Origin of the sequence: Erysipelatoclostridium sp. An15, assembly GCF_002160675.1 — a bacterium.
GTDB classification, from domain to species: Bacteria; Bacillota_I; Bacilli_A; order Erysipelotrichales; family Coprobacillaceae; genus Thomasclavelia; species Thomasclavelia merdavium.
Genome location: NZ_NFLA01000018.1, coordinates 1 through 20,012 on the forward strand (window position 1 = coordinate 1; position 20,012 = coordinate 20,012).

Below are 20,012 nucleotides of genomic sequence, written 5' to 3' on the forward strand. Positions count from 1 at the left end.
AAATCTTCTAATGCTTTATATGCTCCATAGTAATCATTGAATGGTTGATGCAATAATACTAAATCAATATAATCTAATTGCATTTTCTTTAAAGATTCTTCTACTGAAGCTTTTGTTTTATCATATCCATAATTAGCGACCCATACTTTAGTTGTAATAAACAATTCATTTCTTGGAACTGATGTTTCTTGAATAGCTTTTCCTACTGCTTCTTCATTTCCATAAGATTGTGCAGTATCAATTAAACGATAACCAACATCAATTGCATCTAATACTGCTTGTTTACATTGTTCTTGATTTTTGATCTGGTATACTCCAAATCCAACTTTAGGCATTTTTAAGCCATTATTTAGTGTTACAAACTCCATATTTTTATCCTCCAATTCAATTATACTCTTTAAATTTTAGTTAGTCATGGATTTTTAATCCCATTAATCTTGTTTCGTTTGATAAATCTTCTGGATCATGTGTTCCTTTTCCAGTATCCATTGCTTGGATATTTTTCATTTCTTCATCAGTTAATTCAAAATCAAAGATATCAATATTTCCTTTAATTCTTTCATCATTTGTTGATTTAGGTAAAGAAATGATTCCTTCTTGATAATGCCATCTTAAAATAATTTGTCCGACATTTTTATTATATTTATTAGCTAAAGATACTAAATATTCATTTTCTAATAATTCTTTATTTCCATGTCCTAATGGATACCAAGCTTCAAGTTTAATACCATATTTTTCCATTTCTACGCGTAATGGTTTTTGTTGGAAAAATGGATTGCATTCTACTTGGTTTACAGCTGGCATAATAGTCATACCATCTTTAAATTTATTCCATAAATTAATTGTTACGTTAGAAATACCAATTGATTTAATTTTTCCTTCAGCTACTGCTTCTTCTAATGCTTTCCATGATCCTAAATAATCACCATATGGTTGATGTAATAAATATAAATCAATGTAATCAACACCTAAATTCTTTAAAGAATTTTCAATACCTATTTTAGCATTTTCATAACCATAATCTTGTAACCATAATTTTGATGTAATAAAAATTTCTTTACGATCAATTCCACTATCTTTAATAGCTTTTCCAACATCACTTTCATTCATATATCCAGCTGCAGTATCGATATGACGATATCCTGCTTTTAATGCTTTTAAAGTAGCTTCATAAGTTGGCCCATCATTAGGGATCATAAATACTCCAAATCCAACTGCTGGGATAAGTTCATGATTATTAAGTTCAAATTTTTCCATAGTTCTCTAATCTCCTTTTCATTAATTTAATTTTAACAGCTAATCATGGATTTTATATTTATTTAACCATTTTGCTGTTGTGTAACTTTGATGATTGATTATTTCGCTATAACCCAAATCCATATTGGCAATCATATTCATATCTTCATTGTCTAATTGAAAATCCCAAATGTCTAAATTTTCTTTCATCTTATCAACTCTAACTGTTTTGGGAATTACAATAACATTATTTTGAATATGCCAGCGTAAAATAACCTGGGCAATTGTTTTGTTATGTTTTTTAGCAATTGCTTCTAAAATTTCATTGTTGAAAATATCACGTTGTCCTTCGTTTAATGGTCCCCAGGCTTGTACTTTGCAATGATATTGTTCTAACACTTTAACAAGTTCTTTTTGTTGAAAAAATGGATGTAATTCAATTTGATTGATCATTGGTTTAATTGAACAATTTAAACAAAGATCAACAAATCTTTCTGCAGAAAAATTACAAATCCCAATTGCTCGAACTTTACCTTGGCGATAAAGTTCTTCCATTGCTTTCCAAGAGCCATAATAATTTCCATAAGGCTGATGAATCAGATACAAATCAAGATAATCTAGCCCTAGGTTAGTTAAAGATTGATTAAAAGCTTTAATCGTATTTTCATAACCACTATCCTGGACCCACACCTTAGTAGTAATAAATAACTCGCTTCTTGGTATATGTGATTCCTTAATCGCTTCACCAATACCAGTTTCATTAAAATACGAAGCAGCTGTATCAATTAATCGATATCCTTCATCTAATGCCTCTAATACTTTTCTTTTTGCTAAATTAGAAGAAATTTGCAAAGTTCCATAACCGATAATTGGCATTTTTACACCGTTACTAAGCTCTATCCACTCCATCTGTTCCCTCCTTACACTTACATTTTAGTTAACTTAAAAAATAAAGTACAATATCAATATTACATTATGCTATAATTATAGTGCATAGTGAGGTGATAATAATGATCGAACTTTACCAATTAGAACAATTAGTGACTATTGCCAAGGCCGGTACAATCTCTAAAGCTGCTGAAATTTTATTAATAAGCCAGCCGGGTCTAACACGCTCAATTCAGCGTCTAGAAGATGAACTTGGTTTAAAATTGTTTGATCGTAAGAAAAATAAAATAACATTAAATGATAACGGAATCATGGCCGTTGAATATGCTAAAAAAATACTTGATGAAACTGATAAAATGGTTAAACAACTACAAAGCTATGATTTAAGCAAACGAACAATCAGTATCGGTTCTTGTGCTCCAGCACCAAATTGGGGATTAACTTATATTTTTAAACAATTATATCCAGCTATGAAAATTACCGATAGCCTTGATAGCAATGAAGATAACTTATTAAGCGGTCTAGATAATCATGAATATTCGATTATTGCCATTAATCATCCCATCAATGATGATAATCGCATTTGTATCCCATTATTTGAAGAACACCTATATTTATCAGTACCCCCTGCTCATCCATTAGCTTTGTTTAAAGAAATATCATTTCGAGATTTAAATGGTGAAAGTGTTTTATTATTATCGCGAATTGGTTTTTGGAATGAAATATGTTTAAAAATGATACCGGAATCTCATTTATTGATTCAAGAAGATGATGCCATTTTTGAAGAACTAACAAAAGCATCAGCTTTACCTAACTTTCGCAGTAATTTAACATTACTTCGCGAAAAAGAAAATAATAATCGTATCAATATTCCAATCAGCGATCCTGAAGCTCATGTTCAATATTATGCAGTATATAACAAAAACAATCGTAAAATGTTTGACCCTATCAAAGATGAAATTACTAATATTGATTGGGCTAAAACAGTATAAATTAATAAAGCTGTTAACGTTTTTGTTAACAGCTTTATTTAATCTTTTTTCGATTTTTCATATATCGTAAATTAAATTTATCATTACTAATTGGTTTATCATAATAATAACCTTGACCAAAATCACAACCAAAACTTCTTATTAAATAATTACATTCTAAAGTTTCTACTCCTTCAACAACTGTTGAAATCGATAATATTTTAGCTAACTTTACAATTTCTTCCATGATTAATTTTGTTCTAAAATTATTTTCAACAAAAATTTCTTGTAAAAAATCTTTATCAATCTTTAATTCATCAATATCTAACTTTCCTAAAATATTTAACGAAGAATAGCCACTGCCAAAATCATCCATCGACACTCGAAAACCAATTTTATGCAAACATTCTATCTTACTATTAACTTCATCAACATTATCAATAACTAAATTCTCTAAAATTTCTAAAGTAATCAAATTAGCCGGTATTTGATACTTATTAACAATTTTCTCTAGTCTTTCAACATAATCAGCTTCATAAAATAATAACTTAGACTGGTTAACTGAAATTCCAATCGGCTCTATTCCTTCATCAATCCATTCTTTGATTTGTTTACATGCCTCTTCAAACATATACATATCTAATTCAATACAAAAACCACTTTTTTCAAAAATCGGAATAAATTGATCTGGATAAAGTTCCTGTCCATCATTTGTTATCCAACGTACCAGAGCTTCTGCACTTTCTAATGAACCATCTTTTAAACCGATTTTAGGTTGTAAGAAAAACTTAAACTCATGCTTTTCAAGCGCTTGATGCATATGACTTTCAATATAATTATCTATTTTTTCGCGCTCATGTAATTCAACATCATAAAACCAGATACTTGTTTGTAACTTTTCTTTTGCTTTATCAAGAGCAAACATCACACTTACCATTAAGCCATCAAATGTTGTATCTAAATTATACTGGTCACTTGAAATTACAATACCACAATGAATTTTTAAATGATAATTTGTATGTAATAAAGCATCATAATCGAAAATTTCCTCAATTATCTTATTTAATCTTGATTCAATAATTTCCTTATCAATATCTCTTAAAAACAAAAAGAACTGATCTGCCGTATCTCGACAACAAAATTCTTCACTGTTTAAATTATTTTCAATAACCCCTTTAATATGACATAATAACTTATCCCCTTGTTCATTGCCAAATATTTCATTAAAAAACTTAAACTGTCGAATATTTAAAACTACAATACTGCAATTAAGATTCTGCCTTAACTCTTGTTTACCTTTTTGATTAAAATATAATAAATTATAAGCCCCAGTTAAACGATCATAATAAGCCGACAAAGCTAATTCATGATTATTTTTCAATGTCATCCAATAACCGTATAACAACAAACCAATTACTAAAATAACAATTACCACAAATAAACCATTAACAATTCTAGCTGTCTGACTAATCGATAACCCAGCACTTTGATCAATATCAATACAAACCATATACCAGTCATTTATATCTATAGGCTTTAAGATAGCTTGACAACTTTCATCTTTATAATCAAAAGTCAAAGAAACATTTTTATTATTTTTTAAATCACTTTTAATCTGATTAATATTAGTATCTTTTAAATTAATATTTTCAAAAAAACTATTAGTTTGATTAATATCTTGATTAGAACCTAGCAAAATATTACCATCACTGTCAATAATACAAGCATAAGTATTATCATTTTCATCAGTTGTTATATGTAAAACATCTAAAGCTACTAAACTTCCTATTATCTGATTATTTCTTAATACTGGTATTCCATAAGCAACTGTCGGTTGTGTAGATAATTCACTTTCAAAAATATCGGAAATAGCTTTTTTTCCAAGCAAAGTCTCTTCAATTACTGATTGTATTGGTTTAGAAAGATTGCTTGTTTTGACATCATATTTAATATCCTGGTCATTTATCGCAACAACATTAGATGAACTACTAAAATATCCCAATAAAATAAAATCACTTTTTTGATTTGCTAAATCCAATGCCAGTGCAATGTCTAGATCATTTTCAATCGTAAATATACTAGTAAATGAATTCAATATTTGAAAATCAGTATCAACCTGTTCCTTTAAACGATCTATATATTCATCACTATCTACTTTTATTTGATTGATAATTGCTTCTTTGATTGTATTATTCAAATAAACTCGTAAATAAATACTAGTTCCTAATAAAAATATCGCAACAGTCAAAACAATCAATATTGTTTTTTTAAGCCTATTTCCAAACATTGTTTTATCCACCACCATTCACCTCCAATCATCAAACATCATATATTTATCACAATATATTTTCACATTAAATTATAACACTTTTATATAAAATATACACCTTTTAACCCAATTCATACTAAAAGAATCAAAAAAAGCATCAAAATGATGCTTACTAAATATTATTAACTTTAACAAACATGATCATAACACTTACAAATCCATCTTGAAGACTACTTACTGAACTAATGCCATGATACCTGTTTAATAATTCATTCAAACTTGCAGCAACTTTTTCTTGTAAATCACAATTAGAACAATTGAATTTAAACTCTTTTTCCGCTGTTTTAAAAGCATTTGAAAAGAAAGCTTTACCATCTTAACCACCTCTTTTACAATTCAATCATAGTAAAAATCAATAATTCATACAATCACCTTGGAATAAGAGACAGTTTATTAGTATAAGCGGTAAAAAAAGCCACTAAACAGTGACTTTTAATAAACTATGATTTTTTACTAGTATCAATAAGATAACTATGATATTCAACTTCCCCATTTAATACTTGATTATAAAATTTTTGTTTTTTATCAATATACTTTAAACTTTCTTGAATTTCTTCTAACTTTTTAATTAGATTATATTTTTGTTCCTCCAACATTTCCTGTCTTTCAGGAATTGTCTGTTCACCTTGTAAACATAACTTTAAATATGCCTGCATTTCTTTAATTGACATCCCGCAATTTTTTAAACATGATAAACTCTTGATCCAATTAATATTATTTTCATCAAAAACACGGTGATTGTTTTTATCACGTTTAACATTAGGAATTAAACCAACATTACAATAATACTTAAGCGCTTCATAAGTCATATTAACCATTTCACAAGTTTCTTTCATCGTATAATACATAAAAAACCTCCTCAAATCAGCATTACCGGTTGTAACAACCGATAGTTATAACTAGATTATAACAAGAAAATTATTAAGAATCAAAGAGTATCCAACTGTTTCAAAAACTGAAGTATCATTTTAATTACTATGTAACATCCAGCCAACTAATACCGGTATTACAACTACCCCTAATAAATATTGTGTTTTAGGGATTTCAGTTAATTTTTTATCTTCATAAAGCAGTTCAAAACCAATTACTGTCGATAAAATGAAAAAAGAATAATAAATTGAAGAAGTCATATCAATACCAATTGCAACAAATTCTAACACAAAATATAACAATCGCTTAAATCTTCTATTTATCATTTTTTTCTCCTCTAATTATTAACCTTCAATTAAACCAAAATGCACAAATGCTTTGTATAATCCATCTTTATCAACATCATCTGTAACATAATCAGCCATAGCTTTAATTTCGTCGCCACCACTATTCATAGCAACACCTACTTTACAATATTCCAACATTGGAATATCAACTTTAGCATCCCCAAATGCATAAGTATCTTCTAAAGAAGCACCTAAATATTTCAACAATTCACCAATAGCGTGGGCTTTAGTAATATCTTTAACTCCTAAATCGCCAAATAAAGCAACTTCACCTTTACCACCCCAAGTACCAGGTTTTAAATCTGGAAATTCTTCAATAGAATCTAAATGATCTTGATAACTATTTAAAATAAAACTAACTTTGTTTAAATCATCACGATACAATTCTCCCCCAAAAATCATTTTTGGGAAAACATCGCGAACAGTAAGATTATCTGCCCCTTCTTTACCTTTACGCTTAGAATATTCTTGAATTACTGGTTCTCCTTTAGTTTCAAAGTTTTCACTAGCAAACAAACCATTATTACTTTCAAGATAAAATTCTAATCCCCGTGAATGAAGCCAATCAACAATATGTTTACATTGTTCTAATGTAATTAACTGATGCATAACTACATGACCATTGTCTTCAACATAACTTCCATTACCACCAATCATACCATCAAAACCAATGTTCCAAACATAATCATATACCTCTGCTTTACTTCTTCCGCTGCAGATATAAACTTTATGACCATTCTTTCTAGCTTGTCTAATAGCTTTAACAGCAGATTCTGGCAACTTGTTTTCATAGTCTAACAATGTTCCATCAACATCAATAAAAATAATTTTGTTACTCATCTTCTCTCCTCCTCAATATTATTTTCTATAATAATTACTTAAATATTTATCTGACAAAATAATTTTATCACTAATAATCAAAACTTAAAGCAGTAAACATTTAATTGATAAAAGATTTAAAACAAATTTCTAAAATCATCTATAGATCTGAAAAAATTTTTTCATAATCATACTTTTAATAAAAACTATAACTAAAAAGTGTGATGATAACTTAGTACTTAAACTTTCATCACACTTTAATAATTAATCTAGATTTTCACCATTTGTTTCAATTACTTTTTTATACCAATAAAAAGAATCTTTACGATAACGTTTATAAGTTCCATTACCTTGATCATCTTTATCTACATAAATAAAACCATATCGTTTTCTCATTTCCCCAGTTCCAGCACTAACTAGGTCAATACATCCCCAAGTTGTATAGCCAATTAAATCAACACCATTATTAATAGCATTACCCATTTCTTTGATATGATCTCTTAAATAATCAATACGATATGAATCATGTACTGAACCATCTTCTTCAAGAGTATCATAAGCTCCTAAACCATTTTCTACAACCATAATTGGTTTTTCATAACGATCATAGATCATTTCTAAATAATATCGAAGTCCAAGTGGATCTTGAGCCCAACCCCAATCAGAATATGTCAAATAAGGATTTCTTGCTCCGGCAGCAAAATTACCAGATACCATATCATCAGTTTCATGAGTTGTTTCAACAGATGACATGTAATAAGAGAATGTATACATATCAACACATCCCTTTTTCAACTCTTCTAAGTCTTCTTCAGTAATATCTAATTGAACATGATGTTCATCCCATAGTCTTTTTGCAAAAGTTGGATACTTTCCTTTACATTGAACATCACCACAATAGAAAATACTCTTTTCCCACATATGTCTATTCGCCATAATATCTTTTGGATCACATGTTCCAGGATAGAATGTAATTCCACAAATCATACAGCCAATCATATTATTAGCATCAATTTCATGTCCAATTTGAACAGCTTTGGCACTAGCAACAAATTGATAATGTAATTGCTGATATCCTTCTTGATGTTCTTTATCTCCAGCGTGATTTCCAAATAAGTTTAACATCATGATTGTATTATTGATTTCATTAAATGTTAGCCAATATTTAACTAACCCTTTGTATTCTTTAAAACAAGTTGTTGCAAAACGAACATAAAAATCTATTAATTTACGATTATTCCAGCCACCATAATGTTCTTCTAGATATAAAGGGGTATCAAAATGCCAGATTGTTACTAATGGTTCAATTCCATATTTTTTACATTCCATAAAAACTGAACGATAAAATTCAACCCCTTTTGAATTAGGTTTATCTTCATCACCATGAGGATATAAACGAGACCATGAAATAGAAAGTCTAAACATTTTAAATCCCATTTCAGCTAGCAAGGCTATATCTTCTTTATAATGATGATAAAAATCCACACCATCATGATTAGGATAGTAATAATCATCTAAAACAGCGTATTTAGCACCTTCTGGTATCGGTTGTCCATTAACAACCTTTCCTGGATTTCCATCTTTATCAATAAAAGTCACATATCTTGGCTCTTTAACAGAACCTCCTGTAGTTACATCGGTTTTAGCAGGACCACGACCATCTACGTTCCAAGCACCTTCAGCCTGATTAGCCGCAATAGCGCCACCCCATAAAAAATTTTCTTTAAAACTCATCTTTAGCATTCCTCCTTGTACTTCTATTTTAAAATACTTAAGCAGAAAGACAAATACTTATTTATTATATAAATCCATGCTTTTTCTATATGTGTTAAACTTACTATTTAAATAGCCAAAATAAACTTATAAATTAATTTTTTACATACCTAATTTTTCCACTTCATTTTTTATCAACTCTAAAAATGTTTCAGCCTGGTTAGAAAAAACGTGATATTTTTTCCAGGCAATATGAATTCCTACATCTAATTGTGGTGATAGTTCTTTAAAACAAAGCGGACTATTTTCATCATCACGAATTAAATCTTTAAAAGTTAAGGCATAACCACCACCCTCTTCTACAAGCAAGGCAGCATTATTAATAAGATTATATGTAACCTTGATATTAAGCTTTCTTTCATTACCACCGATCCATCCAGCAATCTCATTTTTTACAATATCCTGATTTGAAGCAATTATCGGCTTATCTTTTAATAATTCTGGAGTTATAACATCATACAAAGCTAACTCATCATCTTTTTTCATCAATAGCCCCATTGTTTCTTTAAACGGAAGAGTAAAATAATCAAATTTAGTAAGATCAACTGGATCAAAAAATATTCCAAAATCTAATAGTCCACTATCAAGTTTATCTGCAACATCCTGAGCATTACCACTAAATAAATGAAAACGTATTTTAGAATATTTAGATTGCATTTTAGCAACCACACGCATAACAAAACGAATACCTGAACTTTCACCACTTCCAATATAAATATCACCAGCTAGTTCATTATCTTCTTTAAGCAAATCACGCTCAGCCTTGTCTACTAAGCCAATAATTTCCTGGGCATACTGCTTTAATAAAATCCCATCTTTAGTAAGAGTAATTTTTCTACTTCCCCGAATGAATAACTTTTTATTAAATTCATCTTCTAATTCTTTCATTTGGCGAGAAAGGGTTGGCTGTGTAATGTGTAAAACTTCAGCTGCTTTAGAAATACTTTCTTCTCTAGCAATTGTTAAAAAATATTGTAAAACTCTTATTTCCATTAAACATCACCTATCATAATTATATTGAGCAAACCCATGCTTATCAAGTATAGAAAAGCATAAAATTTAAGTAATTGATATATCTTAAAAGTATCGATACAATAGATGCGAAATTGAAAGGAGAAAATAAATGGCAGCATTAACAACGTTATTTCCCGTATTTTTTATGATTGGACTAGGAGCTATTGCTCGTATCAAAAACTGGATTACCCCAGAACAAAAAGATGGAGCAAACAATATTGTCTTCAATGTCTTATTTCCAATTATGATTTTTAATGTTTTATTTACAGCAAAGATAGAAGTATCAGTTATTTGGGTTATTATTTATGTATTTATAGCATTTGTTTTAACAATGGTTATTGGTAAATTGATTAGTGGATTTACCGGTAAAGAATTAGCGCATATTTCACCATACTTATTAACAACCTGTGAAGGAGGAAACGTTGCTCTACCACTTTATACATCAATAGTTGGCTTAAGTTATGCAAGCAATACTGTAATTTTTGATATTGCTGGTAGTTTCATTGCATTTGTTGTTATCCCTATTTTAGTTGCAAAATCTACTGCTGGTAAAACAAACAATAAAGACTTATTAAAAACTATCTTTACAAACTCATTTGTAATTGCTGTAACTCTTGCATTAATATTAAACTTAAGTGGATTTTATAACTATTTAAGTCAAACACCATTTATCAACGTCTATACTAGTACTGTTACTCAGGCTACTGCTCCTATTGTAGGAATGATATTATTTATTATTGGTTATAATTTAAAGATCAAAAAAGAAACATTACCGTCATTACTTAAATTGTTATCAGTTAGACTAGTTTTATATGTATGTATCATTGCTGGATTCTTTATCTTCTTCCCACATATGATGGCAGATAAAATTTATATGATCGCAGTATTAATTTATTTTATGAGTCCTACTGGTTTTGCTGTACCAATGTTAATCTCACCACTTAATAAATCAGAAGAAGATGCTGATTTTCAATCGGCATTTATCTCATTATTTATGGTTATTACACTAATTGTTTATACTGTAATAGTTATCTTTATTTACTAACTAAAAAGACTGGGCCAAGTTTTACCTACTTTTACGCTCAGTCTTTTTAATATTGAAAATTATCATGGGACATATAAACCAGGATTTCCTCTAATAACTTTAAAATCATCATGTTCTAATTGTAATTTCTTTTAAATAAATATCAACTCCCTTGGATCATTTAAAATGTTATTATAAATCCTCAAACTTAAACCAATAATACCAAAAGGAAGAATTAATAAATCAATTATATAATATTATTTATAAAATTTATTTTCTTTAACTATTCTATAAACAAAAATACATAGAAACAAAGCTATATGAACAGTCCAAATTATTGTTCTATTAAAACTTGTAAAATTTAAATTAATAAGAAGGCTCATTGCAATTATAAAATACATAAAGTAACACCAAGAACGAATTTTTATAAATTGTTCTTTATATTGTTGTTTTATTGTTTTTTCTTCAACATATGAGATTTTTTTAGTACGTTTAAGATAAATAGAATAAATAAGTGACGTTAAACCCCAATCAGAAAAACCAAATAACTTTACTAGACCATTAAGAAAATTATTCATTCTAACCACCATTATGAAGTAACCCCTCTTCGATATTATCTTATTTTTGCCTACTTCATAACTTCCCCTTTCTTTGAATTTTTATTTCTATAAAGTTTTTTATCATTATAAATCTATACCTAGTAAATTAATTAGTTACTTCATAGTATCTCAATACTAATTTTTGAGATATATCTTTAATTTCATTATACATAACCATATAGTAAATACAACTTATTAACATGTTTTTGTTGATGATACCCCGATTTTTTTATAAAATAATTAATTTCATTTCAAAATATTTTTTTACCTGTCTTAAAATTAAATTTTGAAAATTCAGTGATCTTAATATTTATCTATCATCCATAATAAAAATACCCTAGTATCGTTCAACTATTTATACTAAGGTATACTTTTATATCTCCATTAATACCTGTATTAAAATATCACTATTTAATACATATCAAGTGAAATCTTTTTACTATCAATTTGCCATTTAGAGCCTTCATTTTGTAGATCAACCATATGACGATAGAGTCCATTTATAGCATATAATTTTGCTGGTGCTCCATATTCTTTGACATTACCATTTTCTAAAACAACAACCTTATCAGCAGATTGGACTGTTCGCATACGATGAGCGATGACTAAAACAGTCTTATTAACCAGTAACCTAGATAAAGCTTCTTGCACTTTAGTCTCATTTTCCACATCAAGGCTAGCTGTTGCCTCATCTAACAAAACGATTGGAGCATCTTTCAAAAGCGCTCTGGCAATGGAAATTCTTTGTCTCTCACCACCTGATAGTTTTGCACCATTTTCACCAATCAGTGTGTCATAGCCATTAGGAAGTTTCTGCACAAATTCATCGCAATTTGCTGCTTTAGCGGCTTCATATACTTCTTCATCTGTTGCTCCTCTTTTTCCTAGACGGATGTTTTCCTTTATGCTGTCATCAAATAAAACAACATCTTGAAACACCATTGAATAATCTCTCAATAAAATTTCAGGATCAACAGTATTAATATCAATTCCTCCTACTGTTATAGTTCCTTTATTGACATCCCAAAGACGTGCAGCTAATTTAGCACAGGTACTCTTGCCAGAACCAGAAGGTCCAACTAAGGCTGTTACTTCTCCTTCCTTGGCTATAAAACTGACATCCTTTAAAACATCATGGTCATCATAAGCAAATGAAACATGATGAAATTCAATATCATGTCCTTTTGGTTCAAAAGTTTCTTTCCCTGATGCAACTGGAGTATCGTAGATTTCCATCATACGATTTGCTGATACCTGTGAGACAAACATCTCAGCAATTAATGCTAGACTCTGATCAAAAGGTGCATAAATTCTTGTAATGACCAATAAGAACATAAACAATACCATAAAATCCACTTGTCCGTGAACAATAAGATTTGCACCAACTAAGATTGTAGTTGCAACACCTAAACGCATGATGACACTTGCTGCATTGATAAAAATACCGGATACAAGTTCTCCTTTGATCATCACTTTTTCATGTTCATCAATTTTTTGATAAAGACCTTGAAGATAAGTTTCTTCTTGGTTTGTGGCTCTAATCTCTCTAACATTTTCTAATGTTTCCTGTATTCCATCAGAAACTTTGACAGCTGCCTTTTTCAGTTTTTCAGAGGCTTTTGCAGTCCACTTTCGAGAGCCAAACAATAGACCAAACGCAACAGGTACCCCCCAAAGACAAGCTATTGCTAAACGCCAATCATAAATAAATAGGAAAATAGCAATAATTCCTGTTGAAATATAAGATCCGTATAAATAACCAAGCACATGTGACCAGACATGCTCCATACGATTAACATCTCCCATTATCGTTTCTGTTAAATCTGCAATATCTTTTTTATTAAAATATCCTAATGGTAATTTACGAAGTTTTTCCGCCAAAGCAATTCTTGTAGCCTTGACTTCACCATAAACAAGTCCATAAGTGGCTATATACTGCTGAAGATGTGTTATAAATGATAAAAATACAAATGCAACTAATAAAATAAGAATCGTTATCATATTGATTTCTGTTTGATCACCTGTCAAAACTCCCATCAATTCTTTCATCAGTAGATATAATACGCTAACACCAGCCATAACAACAATATTTACTATAACTGTCCAAAATGTCCCCTTTTTGACATTCTGAACACCTTTCTCTGTTAAGGCATATTTTCGCTTAAAATTTTTTCCAAACATTTACGCTGCCTCCTTTCCACTTGTGATTTTCCATTTCACTGCCTGATTATAGTCAGTCCACATTTTATGATACAGACCATTTTTATCTAATAATTCTTTATGAGTACCCTCTTCAATAATATGTCCCTCTTCTAAAACAATGATTCTATCTGCATTGACAACAGTTGATAAACGGTGAGCAATCATGATAACTGTTCGATCTTTACATAAAACACTGAGGGCTTTTTGTATTAAAATTTCATTTTCAGGATCAGCAAAAGCAGTAGCCTCATCCAATACAACAATAGGAGCATTTTTCAAAATAGCACGTGCTAAAGCAATTCTTTGCTGTTCACCTCCAGAAAGATATGTTCCCTCATTCCCAATTATCGTATTGACACCATTAGGAAGTTTTTCAATAATATCCTCACATCTAGCCGCTTTTAAAGCTTGCATAACATCATCATCTGATGCGTTTGGATTGGCAATTTTAACATTTTCTAAAATCGATGTTTTGAAGAGCTTTGTATTTTGAAAAACGAAAGCGACCTGATCCATTAAAACATGCTGATCAATTTCTTTAACATTAACATTTCCAACCGCAACTACACCTTCATCTACATCCCAAAATCGAGGAATTAAACTGGCAGCTGTTGTTTTACCACCACCTGATGGTCCTACGAGTGCAACAGTTTGACCTGGTTCAACTCTAAAAGATATATGTGATAATGCAGGAGTACTTGAACCAGTGTAAGTAAAACTGACATCTTTAAAAACCACACTATTATCTTCAGGCTCTTTTGGATTCACACATTTTTCAAGCGTTGGAGCCTTCATGACTAAATCAATGCGGCTTAACGCTGTACTAGCTAGCATAATACCTGAAGATGCAAACATAATTTTTGCGAGTGAAGTCGAAATGATAGCAGAAAAAACAGCATAGAATACAAAATTCGTAATAAAATCACTGAAGTTACCGCTATGCAATGCACCAGGTATCAAAAAGATAGCAATAGGCACTAAAAAAATAAAAGCCCCTTCAGTAAATGTCAAATTGATCGATTGAGGCACACGACAAACTTTCGCCTGATAATATTCTGCCTTATCACTATATTCTTCAATGGCCTTTTTAAAAGTCTTAAACGAATAAACAGTCTGCTGAAAAATCTTAACTACAGGAATTCCTCTAACATATTCTGTTCCTGCTTTTGTCATTCTATCCTGGGCAGCTTGATATTCAGCCATAAGCTGAGCATTTTTACCGCCCATCATTGAAAACATTGCAATAATGGATATAACTGCAGACAATAAACATGCAGCACCCATACGCCAATCAAATATAAACATCAAAATGACCATTCCGACAAATAATACGATAGTTCCAACAATATCGGCTAAATTGTGGGCTAACAGTGTTTCTGTATCATTAGCCGCACTATCCAACCTTCCTCTAATAAGTCCTGAAGCATTATTGTCAAAATACCCTAATGGTGCTTTCATGATATGATTCATACCTATTTTTCGTATATTTTCAGCAGTTCTAAAAGCCGCTAAATGAGTACATATTAAACCAATAAAATATAGTACAATTCCTAATACAGCGAAACCAAAGGCAATCCATCCATAGGTTTCTACATTTTGAACTTTAGAAAAGTCAGACACAGCGGTAATCAGATCTTTAGCAACAAGCCAAATACAAACATATGGCACTATGCTACAAAGCATCGAAATTGCAGATAAAGTTAATCCTATAAACGTCAAGACCTTATAGTTTCCAGCATAACCTAATAAAGCAATAATAGCATTTTGTTTCTTTTTTTCCATATTAACCCTCCTTTTTCAACAAACACTTATGTTAGCATATGCTAACTGACAGGGTAAAAAAATTGCGGTTGTTGCATTAATCTATTTTGTTTCCATTAATGCTAACCAACCAGCTGTGTAAAATGCTCGAAGTTGACCTACATCACGCATAGCCTGGTCTTTAGGAATATCGTGGATGACAACTTCAAAAATTCCTCCAAACATACCACTTGCGATAATGTGACACAAAGTCCTATCGAGTTGAGGTACTAAATAACCAAGTTCCCTTAAAACATCCATGTATTTTAGAGTATATTCAACTTCGACTTCAACAATATTATGAACAAAATTTTCATAACTCGTTCCTTCAGCTTTCAATAATAAAAGTTTTACTGCTTCACGATGATCACAGATATAATTAACCATCCAATTTACACAAGAACTTGATTCAATTCCCATATGAGAAGGTTGTTCATCTTTAGGTAAATCAGCAAATTTTAATTGAGCTTGCATAAAATTAGCCATTATAGCTTGTGCATGCGGTTCAACAATTGAAGCAAATAATGCTTCCTTACTAGAAAAATATCCATAAAATGCTCCAGTTGTCACACCTGCATGTTTAACGATTTGACGTAAAGAAGCTCCTCTAAACCCTTTTTCCAAAAACTCATCAATAGCAGCTTGTTGGATTTTATTCAGTGTCAAATTTGAAGTATCTTGCATTTTTTACCCCCTATATAACAGTGTTATATAACACTGTTATAATACACCTATATATTCAATATTGTCAATAATAAATTAAAAATACAACTTATAAATATTCATTTTATAATGAACAAAAAATTTAGAACACATTTAAAATAAAAAAAATACTTCAGGACCAACCCTGAAGCAAATATCAACATGGTGCGGGTGACAGGAATCGAACCTGCACGCCAAAGGCGCTAGATCCTAAGTCTAGTGCGTCTGCCAGTTCCGCCACACCCGCGTATATAAAAATGGTGCCGGCTAAAGGACTTGAACCCTCAACCTACTGATTACAAGTCAGTTGCTCTACCAATTGAGCTAAGCCGGCTTATAATGGTGGAGGTTAACGGGCTCGAACCGCTGACCCTCTGCTTGTAAGGCAGATGCTCTCCCAACTGAGCTAAACCTCCAAATGGTGACCTGTACGGGATTCGAACCCGTGAATGCATGCGTGAAAGGCATGTGAGTTAACCGTTTCTCCAACAGGCCACATGGCGCTTGAAGTAGGACTCGAACCTACGACCGATCGGTTAACAGCCGATTGCTCTACCAACTGAGCTATTCAAGCACTTGGTGCCCTACTATAATAGCATTATCCAATGTATGATGCAAGTGTTTTTTACAATTTTTTTAATTTTTTTTATTTTTTATATATTCCAAATAAAAATCATCCTGTTCATCTTGGTCAATTGCTATCTGTTCCATTTCCATTGTTACTATACTTACATCTGTTTTATATTCATATTTTAAAAGTATTCCCGTTTGTTTGTCAACAAATAAAGATATAGTCCCCTTATTATAAACCGTATCATCAATAGTCCCTTCAACAACAAATACTTCTCGATCAAGAAAATCAGTATTGTCTTTAATATCATAATTATCATATTTCATTCCTAACTGATATAAAGCAATTTCTTCTGGAAATACATATGGTGCAACATCACCATATAAATCATTTGCAACCCGAGTACTACTAAAATTATCAATTCTTTCTTGAAGTGATAAATCCCGATATTTAAACAAATTATTATTGGCACTAACTTGTTCTACGATCATTTTTTTCTCTTTTATCAATTCACTCAAATCATTATTCTTTAAATCATCAATATTGCCATTATAAAAATACATCTTTTCACTATCTCTAAAAAAACATTGCTCATTAAATCCAGTAGAAGAAACCTGATAAATAAAACTATGATAATCAGGCACATTAATTTGAAAATCATATTTTATCTGCTGCATTTGTCCTTGATAATCCATTGTCAGTACCATTGAACCATTTACATAATTATAATAATCAACACTATTTGCCATTAATAATAACAAATTGTTTTTCCCATCTTGATTATTTTTAAAATTCTGATTGTTTTTCAAAACCTCATTTTTAATTGTTAATACTTTTTCATTTTCTTTAGCGCTAGTTACTTTTTTAGCATCAGCATCTTGACAACCACATAACAAAAGTAATGCTATTATTAATAAATATCTACCCTTCATCACATATCACCCATATAGAATTTAAGCATATTTATTTATAAAACATTGTAGAAATCCATAGAAACACTCAAAAGTTCTTAAATTATATCAATAAATTACAAATATATTAAAAAAACTCTTTACAGATTAAAAAAAATATGTTATTTTATTTAGGCACTGAAAAAAGACCCGCTAGCTCAGTCGGTAGAGCATCTGACTTTTAATCAGAGGGTCAGGCGTTCGAATCGCCTGCGGGTCACCATTCTAAGTATCCAAGATGAACTGAGTTCATCTTTTTTCATATAATCAAGGAGTAATGATATGATTAAAATTTTATTTATCTGTTTAGGGAATATATGTCGTTCTCCAATGGCAGAATTTGTTTTTAAAGATTTAGTTGAAAAAGAAGGTTTAAGTAATCATTTTTTTATTCAATCAGCCGGCACTTGTGGTGAAGTCGGTTCTCCTGTTCATTATGGAACCCAAAACAAACTACAACAATATCATATTTCTACTAGCGGTAAAGTCGCTATGCAATTAAAAAAATCGGATTACAAAAATTATGATTATTTAATAGCAATGGAAACTAGAAATGTAAATGGCATTTTAAGAATTGTCGGTAATGACAAAGAAAATAAAATATATCGTTTACTAGATTTTTCAAAACAACCTCGTGATATTGCTGATCCTTGGTATACTGGTAATTTTGATGTTACCTATGATGATGTTTATGAAGGTTGTTTAGATTTTTTAACATATTTAAAGCAACACCATAATTTATAGTGTTGCTTTTTCTTTTTCATTATTTTGTTTAATATATTCTGCAATAGTTTTATCACTATATCCTAATAAATATCCAAATTGATAAGCTAAAGAGTTTCTAACTTGTTCATATTTATTATTTTTTAAAGCCTGCCTTTTTTCTTCTTTTAATTCTTGATATTTTTTAATATCTTCATCGTTTCGATAAAAAATAATATTATAAGTATTTAGATTCATTGACATTGCAAACAAATCAGTAATTAAAGGATCATCGTCTAAAAAATAACGAATGTGATACTGATTAGTAATTTTTTCTACAAACCCTAAATAACTATCTTGATCTTGTTTTGTTTTAAAAGGATGTGCTAAGGCAATTTTTTTAACACCAGCTTTAACCATTTCACAAAAACAATCCATTACCCCACAACGATATGAATATTCATCTATAACTATTTCCTGTTTTTGATTTTTCCAATCATCTTCTAAAATAGCCATTAAAATAGTATCACCATAATTATCGCCATCTTTAATCGAATCTTTTAATATGCCCTCTTGTTTAAATCCCGCTTTTTTATAACTATGAATAGCTCGTGGATTAAATGAGAAAACTTCTAATTCTACTCGATGTAATTTTAAAGTATCAAAAGCAAATGCTAATGTATTTTTTATTGCCCAGCTGCCAATCCCACGATTACGAGAATTATTATGAAATAAAGCAACTCGATAATTCGCACATTTCAAATCTTGATCTATTTCATTTAAAACACTTTCACCGATTATATGCCCTTTAGGTTCAACAATAACAAAATCATAGCGATCTTTAGCGTCAATACACTGTTTAAAAAAACTAACAACTTCTTCTTGAGTATATGATGTTTTTGAGCCTGTAAATCTAGCCACTTCAATGTCTAATGGATTAAAATTGTTTTGATAATAATCTAATGCATCTTCTTTTTTAGCTAATCTTAAAATATAACCATTTTTTTCAAAAAAGTCGTTCATAAATTTCACCTGCCAGTTATAAATATTTTTATATAAAAAAATCAAACCAACCGGTTTGAAATATGGTGCCGGCAACGGGATTTGAACCTGCAGCCTATCCATTACGAGTGGATTGCTCTACCGTTGGAGCTATGCCGGCTTAAATATAACAATATTATAGCACTTTTGTAAAAAGTGTAAAATATTTTTACC

General features: G+C 30.2%; 18 protein-coding genes and 7 tRNA genes. 4 read left to right on the forward strand and 21 right to left on the reverse strand.

What is annotated here, in order from left to right:
* The 3 genes from B5E92_RS07255 to B5E92_RS07265 form a co-directional block, all read right to left on the reverse strand.
* On the reverse strand, nt 1–368 hold a 368-nt coding region (locus B5E92_RS07255; protein ID WP_143357572.1), incomplete at its 3' end, for an aldo/keto reductase.
* 40 nt (nt 369–408) lie between these two features.
* Nucleotides 409–1,257, reverse strand: a complete 849-nt coding sequence (locus B5E92_RS07260; protein WP_087300681.1) for an aldo/keto reductase — start codon at nt 1,255–1,257, stop codon at nt 409–411.
* Nucleotides 1,258–1,296: 39 nt separating this feature from the next.
* Nucleotides 1,297–2,145 (reverse strand): aldo/keto reductase, encoded by an 849-nt coding sequence (locus B5E92_RS07265; protein ID WP_087300683.1) that lies wholly within the window; start codon nt 2,143–2,145, stop codon nt 1,297–1,299.
* A gap of 101 nt (nt 2,146–2,246) precedes the next feature.
* Here B5E92_RS07265 and B5E92_RS07270 point away from each other — a divergent pair, with 101 nt between their 5' ends.
* Nucleotides 2,247–3,116: a LysR family transcriptional regulator gene (locus B5E92_RS07270; RefSeq protein ID WP_087300685.1), complete on the forward strand. Its 870-nt coding sequence runs from the start codon at nt 2,247–2,249 to the stop codon at nt 3,114–3,116.
* A 34-nt stretch (nt 3,117–3,150) separates the two neighbouring features.
* Here the strand turns inward: B5E92_RS07270 and B5E92_RS07275 are convergent, their stop codons facing one another.
* The 6 genes from B5E92_RS07275 to B5E92_RS07300 form a co-directional block, all read right to left on the reverse strand.
* Nucleotides 3,151–5,394, reverse strand: a complete 2,244-nt coding sequence (locus tag B5E92_RS07275) for an EAL domain-containing protein (RefSeq protein ID WP_158095205.1) — start codon at nt 5,392–5,394, stop codon at nt 3,151–3,153.
* A 470-nt stretch (nt 5,395–5,864) separates the two neighbouring features.
* Nucleotides 5,865–6,272, reverse strand: a complete 408-nt coding sequence (locus tag B5E92_RS07280; protein ID WP_087300689.1) for a MerR family transcriptional regulator — start codon at nt 6,270–6,272, stop codon at nt 5,865–5,867.
* Between the two features lie 120 nt (nt 6,273–6,392).
* A complete protein-coding gene (locus tag B5E92_RS07285; protein ID WP_087300691.1) occupies nt 6,393–6,620 on the reverse strand; it encodes a hypothetical protein in 228 nt (75 codons plus the stop codon).
* A gap of 18 nt (nt 6,621–6,638) precedes the next feature.
* Nucleotides 6,639–7,481 (reverse strand): Cof-type HAD-IIB family hydrolase, encoded by an 843-nt coding sequence (locus B5E92_RS07290; protein ID WP_087300693.1) that lies wholly within the window; start codon nt 7,479–7,481, stop codon nt 6,639–6,641.
* 243 nt (nt 7,482–7,724) lie between these two features.
* Nucleotides 7,725–9,194: a family 1 glycosylhydrolase gene (locus tag B5E92_RS07295; protein WP_087300695.1), complete on the reverse strand. Its 1,470-nt coding sequence runs from the start codon at nt 9,192–9,194 to the stop codon at nt 7,725–7,727.
* A 141-nt stretch (nt 9,195–9,335) separates the two neighbouring features.
* Nucleotides 9,336–10,226, reverse strand: coding sequence for a LysR family transcriptional regulator (locus B5E92_RS07300; RefSeq protein ID WP_087300697.1), 891 nt, complete (start codon nt 10,224–10,226; stop codon nt 9,336–9,338).
* 130 nt (nt 10,227–10,356) lie between these two features.
* Here B5E92_RS07300 and B5E92_RS07305 point away from each other — a divergent pair, with 130 nt between their 5' ends.
* Nucleotides 10,357–11,292 carry an AEC family transporter gene (locus B5E92_RS07305; RefSeq protein ID WP_087300699.1) on the forward strand — a complete coding sequence of 312 codons (936 nt, stop codon included), beginning with the start codon at nt 10,357–10,359 and terminating at the stop codon, nt 11,290–11,292.
* Between the two features lie 236 nt (nt 11,293–11,528).
* Here the strand turns inward: B5E92_RS07305 and B5E92_RS07310 are convergent, their stop codons facing one another.
* The 10 genes from B5E92_RS07310 to B5E92_RS07355 form a co-directional block, all read right to left on the reverse strand.
* Nucleotides 11,529–11,849 carry a hypothetical protein gene (locus B5E92_RS07310; protein ID WP_087300701.1) on the reverse strand — a complete coding sequence of 107 codons (321 nt, stop codon included), beginning with the start codon at nt 11,847–11,849 and terminating at the stop codon, nt 11,529–11,531.
* 432 nt (nt 11,850–12,281) lie between these two features.
* Complete coding sequence (locus B5E92_RS07315) at nt 12,282–14,051, reverse strand: ABC transporter ATP-binding protein (protein ID WP_087300703.1); 1,770 nt, start codon at nt 14,049–14,051, stop codon at nt 12,282–12,284.
* Entirely contained in the window at nt 14,052–15,854 is a 1,803-nt protein-coding gene (locus B5E92_RS07320) for an ABC transporter ATP-binding protein (protein WP_087300705.1), read from the reverse strand.
* Between the two features lie 81 nt (nt 15,855–15,935).
* Nucleotides 15,936–16,556 (reverse strand): TetR/AcrR family transcriptional regulator, encoded by a 621-nt coding sequence (locus B5E92_RS07325; protein WP_087300707.1) that lies wholly within the window; start codon nt 16,554–16,556, stop codon nt 15,936–15,938.
* Between the two features lie 181 nt (nt 16,557–16,737).
* Nucleotides 16,738–16,821 (reverse strand) — tRNA-Leu (locus B5E92_RS07330).
* 11 nt (nt 16,822–16,832) lie between these two features.
* Nucleotides 16,833–16,908 (reverse strand) — tRNA-Thr (locus tag B5E92_RS07335).
* 6 nt (nt 16,909–16,914) lie between these two features.
* Nucleotides 16,915–16,990, reverse strand: a tRNA-Val gene (locus B5E92_RS07340).
* Between the two features lie 3 nt (nt 16,991–16,993).
* Nucleotides 16,994–17,069, reverse strand: a tRNA-Glu gene (locus B5E92_RS07345).
* A 3-nt stretch (nt 17,070–17,072) separates the two neighbouring features.
* Nucleotides 17,073–17,148 (reverse strand) — tRNA-Asn (locus B5E92_RS07350).
* 62 nt (nt 17,149–17,210) lie between these two features.
* The gene (locus B5E92_RS07355) at nt 17,211–18,077 is read right to left on the reverse strand and encodes a hypothetical protein (protein ID WP_087300709.1); all 867 of its coding nucleotides are present in this window, start codon (nt 18,075–18,077) and stop codon (nt 17,211–17,213) included.
* A gap of 165 nt (nt 18,078–18,242) precedes the next feature.
* On the opposite strand from B5E92_RS07355, the gene B5E92_RS07360 reads away from it, so the two are divergent.
* Together B5E92_RS07360 and B5E92_RS07365 are read left to right on the forward strand one after the other, a co-directional pair.
* Nucleotides 18,243–18,318, forward strand: a tRNA-Lys gene (locus tag B5E92_RS07360).
* A gap of 59 nt (nt 18,319–18,377) precedes the next feature.
* Nucleotides 18,378–18,839, forward strand: a complete 462-nt coding sequence (locus tag B5E92_RS07365; RefSeq protein WP_087300711.1) for a low molecular weight protein-tyrosine-phosphatase — start codon at nt 18,378–18,380, stop codon at nt 18,837–18,839.
* Here the strand turns inward: B5E92_RS07365 and B5E92_RS07370 are convergent.
* Both B5E92_RS07370 and B5E92_RS07375 read right to left on the reverse strand, forming a co-directional pair.
* Nucleotides 18,834–19,820, reverse strand: coding sequence for a GNAT family N-acetyltransferase (locus tag B5E92_RS07370; protein WP_087300713.1), 987 nt, complete (start codon nt 19,818–19,820; stop codon nt 18,834–18,836). The two genes, B5E92_RS07365 and B5E92_RS07370, sit on opposite strands and share 6 nt — an antisense overlap.
* Nucleotides 19,821–19,883: 63 nt before the next feature.
* Nucleotides 19,884–19,959 (reverse strand) — tRNA-Thr (locus B5E92_RS07375).
* Between the last annotated feature and the right edge of the window lie 53 nt (nt 19,960–20,012).

Coding starts and splice junctions, on each gene's coding strand:
- B5E92_RS07295 (WP_087300695.1), bottom strand. CDS start 9,194: ATGAGTTTTAAAGAAAATTTTTTATGGGGTGGCGCTATTGCGGCTAAT.
- B5E92_RS07365 (WP_087300711.1), top strand. CDS start 18,378: ATGATTAAAATTTTATTTATCTGTTTAGGGAATATATGTCGTTCTCCA.
- B5E92_RS07265 (WP_087300683.1), bottom strand. CDS start 2,145: ATGGAGTGGATAGAGCTTAGTAACGGTGTAAAAATGCCAATTATCGGT.
- B5E92_RS07285 (WP_087300691.1), bottom strand. CDS start 6,620: ATGATAAATAGAAGATTTAAGCGATTGTTATATTTTGTGTTAGAATTT.
- B5E92_RS07280 (WP_087300689.1), bottom strand. CDS start 6,272: ATGTATTATACGATGAAAGAAACTTGTGAAATGGTTAATATGACTTAT.
- B5E92_RS07325 (WP_087300707.1), bottom strand. CDS start 16,556: ATGCAAGATACTTCAAATTTGACACTGAATAAAATCCAACAAGCTGCT.
- B5E92_RS07300 (WP_087300697.1), bottom strand. CDS start 10,226: ATGGAAATAAGAGTTTTACAATATTTTTTAACAATTGCTAGAGAAGAA.
- B5E92_RS07320 (WP_087300705.1), bottom strand. CDS start 15,854: ATGGAAAAAAAGAAACAAAATGCTATTATTGCTTTATTAGGTTATGCT.
- B5E92_RS07305 (WP_087300699.1), top strand. CDS start 10,357: ATGGCAGCATTAACAACGTTATTTCCCGTATTTTTTATGATTGGACTA.
- B5E92_RS07310 (WP_087300701.1), bottom strand. CDS start 11,849: ATGAATAATTTTCTTAATGGTCTAGTAAAGTTATTTGGTTTTTCTGAT.
- B5E92_RS07315 (WP_087300703.1), bottom strand. CDS start 14,051: ATGTTTGGAAAAAATTTTAAGCGAAAATATGCCTTAACAGAGAAAGGT.
- B5E92_RS07260 (WP_087300681.1), bottom strand. CDS start 1,257: ATGGAAAAATTTGAACTTAATAATCATGAACTTATCCCAGCAGTTGGA.
- B5E92_RS07355 (WP_087300709.1), bottom strand. CDS start 18,077: ATGAAGGGTAGATATTTATTAATAATAGCATTACTTTTGTTATGTGGT.
- B5E92_RS07270 (WP_087300685.1), top strand. CDS start 2,247: ATGATCGAACTTTACCAATTAGAACAATTAGTGACTATTGCCAAGGCC.
- B5E92_RS07290 (WP_087300693.1), bottom strand. CDS start 7,481: ATGAGTAACAAAATTATTTTTATTGATGTTGATGGAACATTGTTAGAC.
- B5E92_RS07370 (WP_087300713.1), bottom strand. CDS start 19,820: ATGAACGACTTTTTTGAAAAAAATGGTTATATTTTAAGATTAGCTAAA.